The following is a 3,385-nucleotide window of genomic DNA, read 5'->3' on the forward strand; positions in this document are numbered from 1 at the left end:
CCCCGGGCGGCCCCCTCCGCCGTATCAGCCTCCGTACAGGACGCCGCATCGGACACAGTGCCGGACGCCCTGCCAGACGCCCTGTCAGACGCCCTGTCAGACGTCGTGCCGGGCGGTTACACCACCAGGCTCAGCGCCGCAGCGACCACGAAGCCCGCGACCGAGAGCACCGACTCCAGGACCGTCCAGGTCTTGAGGGTGTCCCGCTCGGAGATGCCGAAGTACTTGGCGACGATCCAGAAGCCGCCGTCGTTGACATGCGAGGCGAAGATCGAACCCGCCGAGATCGCCATGATCACCAGCGCCAGGAACGCCTGCGAGTGATCGCCGTTCTCCACCAGCGGCAGCACGATGCCCGCCGTGGTGACGATCGCGACCGTCGCCGAACCCTGCGCCACCCGCAGCACCAGCGAGATCAGATACGCCAGCACGATGATGGGCAGGCCCACGTCCTCGAAGGTGTCCGAGAGCGCCTGCGCCACCCCGCTCGCCTTCAGCACCGCGCCGAAGACCCCGCCGGCGCCGACGACGAGCAGGATGTTGCCGACCGGCTTCAGCGACGAGGTCGACACCTGCTCCAGGGACTTGCGCGACCAGCCGCGCCGGAAACCCAGCAGGTAGTACGCGAGCAGCAGCGCGATCGTCAGCGCGACGAACGGGTTGCCGAAGAACTCGACCACCGAGCGCAGCGTGGACGGGTCCAGCGCGATGGAGGAGAAGGTGGCCGCGAGGATGAGCACCAGCGGCGTACCGATGATGAGCAGCACCGTGGAGAGCGCCACCGGGGACTCGGCGGCCTTCCTGCCCTCCTTCTCGCGCTCGGCGGCGACGGCCGCCTTGGCATCCTCCGCGGCCTCGACCATGTCCTGCGGGACCGGCACGTAGATGCGCTTGCCGATCCAGTCGGAGAACACCCAGGCGGCGGCCACCGCGGGCAGCCCGACAACGATGCCCATCAGGATGACCCAGCCCAGCGACACATCGAGCAGCCCCGCCGCGGCGACCGGTCCCGGGTGCGGTGGCAGGAAGGCATGGGTCATCGACAGACCCGCCAGCAGCGGCATCGCGTAGAGGATGATCGATTTTCCGGAGCGCTTGGCCGCCGCGTACACGATCGGCGCGAGGACGAAGATGCCGACGTCGAAGAAGACCGGGATACCGAAGATCAGTCCGGTGATGCCCATCGCGAGCGGGGCGCGCTTCTCGCCGAAGAGATTGAGCAGCCGGGTGCTCAGCACCTCGGCGCCGCCGGAGACTTCGAGGATCGCGCCCAGCATGGTGCCGAGACCGATGATGATCGCGACATGGCCGAGGATGCCGCCCATGCCGTTCTCGATGACGGACTCGGCGGCGGACCGCTGGACCGTGCCGAAGAGTTCGGTGACGGAGAGGCCGGCCGCGAGGCCGACGGTTATCGAGACGGCGAGCAGCGCCACGAACGGCTGGAGCCGCACCTTGATGATCAGCAGCAGCAGGAGCGCGATACCGAGCGCGGCGACGGTCAGCAGGCCCGCCGTGCCGTCGATGAGGAGGAGTAGTCCTCCGGTGTGGGGTGGTGCCTCGGGCGGTGAGTCGGCTGCGAGGAACATGGTGAACCCTTTTGTCGGTGGAGGGTTTGGGGTGTGTTGCGGAATCGTGCGTGCCGGGCGTCGCGGGCCGGGCGGGACTTTCGCAACACGCCCTGGGTACGGCGGACCACGGCACGGCACTCCGTGGGGGAGCGCCGGGCCGTGCGGTGGGGCGAGGTGCTGGTGGTGCGAGGGCCGAGTGTGGCTGAGCGGGGACGGTCAGGGAAGGTCAGGGCCTGTGCGGGCAGGCTCAGCCCAGGACCGCGAGCGCGTCGATCTCGATGAGCAGTCCGGCGGGCAGGCCGACGTAGACCGTCGTACGGGCCGACGCGGGGGCGGTGAGGCCCTGCTCCTCGAAGTAGGCGTTGTAGATCTCGTTCATCTCGGCGAAGTGGTCGACGTCGGTGAGGTAGACGCGCACCATCATCACGTCGTCCCAGCTCGCGCCGCCCTCCTCCAGGATCGCCTTGACGTTGGCGAACGTCTGGAGGGTCTGCTCGCGCAGGGTCGGCCCGGCCGGGGTGGGCGGCCGGCCGTCGACGGCGGGCAGGAAGCCGACCTGGCCGGCGACCTGGAGGATGTTGCCCTTCCGTACGCCGTGGGAGAACTTGGCGGGCGGGGCGGTGTGGGTGGAGGGGGTGAGCGCGGTCTTCTCGGTCATGGGGTTCCTTCGGGGTGGATCAGTAGGGGGATCAGTGCGGGGATCAGGGGATCGGTGTGGGGATCAGTGTGGGGTGACGGAGCCGGAGTACTCCCGGCTGATGGCGTCGGCGGTGCGGCGCACCAGCGGGAGCAGGGTGAGGAGTTCGTCCGCGGTGACGACCACGTTCGGCGCGGAGACCGACATCGCGGCGACGACCCGCCCGGCCGCACCCCTGATGGGCGCCCCGATGCAGTTGATGGACTCCTCGTGGCCGCCGAGGTCGGTGGCCCATCCCTGTTCGCGTACGGCGGTGAGTTCCCTGAGGAACGCCCCGGCGTTCGGTGTCGAACGGGATGTGTACAGGGGGTAGTCGAGCTTCTCGGCGATGGCACGCCGCTCGGGCTCGGGCAGATCGGCCAGCAGCAGCTTGGCGACCGCGGCGACGGTGATCGCGACCGGTTTGCCGATGCGCGAGTACATCCGTACGGGATAGCGGCTCTCGACCTTGTCGATATAGAGCACCTCGCTCTCCTCGTACACGGCGAGGTGGACCGTATGTCCGATCTGCTGGTTCAGGGTGACGAGGTGGGGGTGGGCGATCTCGCGTACGTCGAGGTTCTCGACGGCCTCCTGCGCCAGCGCGAACAGCCGGGCGCCGAGGCGGTAGCGCTGGTCCTGCTGGCGGTAGACGAGCCCGTGGTCGTGGAGCGTACGCAGCAGTCGCAGCGCGGTGGACTTGTGGACGCCGAGGCGCTCGGCGACCAGTCCGAGATCGGCGGGTCCCTGGGCGAGCAGCGGCAGGATGCTCAGCGCGCGGTCGACGGTCTGGCTCATGGCGTACGTACCTCCTCATCCGCGGCTGAGGTCCAGCCGGGGCCGAGACGAAGTGTCTCCCAGGCCGCGTCGTCCAAGGCGGCGAGGCGGTCGGCGTGGGCGGTGGTGGGCGGGGTCCCGAGGTCGCCGGGGACGGTGAGGGCGGCGGCGGCGATGAGGTGCCCGTGGCGCAGGCGGGTGCGCTGGGGGAGGTCGCGGAGGGTGGCGGAGAGGTAGCCGGCGGCGAAGGCGTCGCCGGCGCCGACTGGTGCGACCACCTGAACGTGGGGGGCCGGTACGAAGGTGACGGTGTCCGCGGGCCGCGTACGTTTCTGGTCCTTGTCGGGGCTCCGCCCCGAAC

4 protein-coding genes are annotated in these 3,385 nt (G+C 69.8%); all 4 read right to left on the reverse strand.

Going from position 1 to position 3,385, the window contains the following annotated elements:
- Nucleotides 1–116 precede the first annotated feature (116 nt).
- A complete protein-coding gene (locus ACWF94_RS36800) occupies nt 117–1,589 on the reverse strand; it encodes a GntP family permease (RefSeq protein WP_453498990.1) in 1,473 nt (490 codons plus the stop codon).
- Between the two features lie 229 nt (nt 1,590–1,818).
- On the reverse strand, nt 1,819–2,229 hold the full coding sequence (locus ACWF94_RS36805) for a RidA family protein (protein ID WP_453498992.1): 411 nt from the start codon (nt 2,227–2,229) through the stop codon (nt 1,819–1,821).
- A gap of 63 nt (nt 2,230–2,292) precedes the next feature.
- Entirely contained in the window at nt 2,293–3,045 is a 753-nt protein-coding gene (locus ACWF94_RS36810; RefSeq protein WP_453498994.1) for an IclR family transcriptional regulator, read from the reverse strand.
- Nucleotides 3,042–3,385: PfkB family carbohydrate kinase (locus ACWF94_RS36815; RefSeq protein WP_453498996.1), on the reverse strand; the 344-nt coding region annotated here is incomplete at its 5' end. The genes ACWF94_RS36815 and ACWF94_RS36810, both read right to left, overlap by 4 nt.

Source organism: Streptomyces sp. NPDC055078 (genome assembly GCF_053607985.1).

Coding starts and splice junctions, on each gene's coding strand:
- ACWF94_RS36800 (WP_453498990.1), bottom strand. CDS start 1,589: ATGTTCCTCGCAGCCGACTCACCGCCCGAGGCACCACCCCACACCGGA.
- ACWF94_RS36805 (WP_453498992.1), bottom strand. CDS start 2,229: ATGACCGAGAAGACCGCGCTCACCCCCTCCACCCACACCGCCCCGCCC.
- ACWF94_RS36810 (WP_453498994.1), bottom strand. CDS start 3,045: ATGAGCCAGACCGTCGACCGCGCGCTGAGCATCCTGCCGCTGCTCGCC.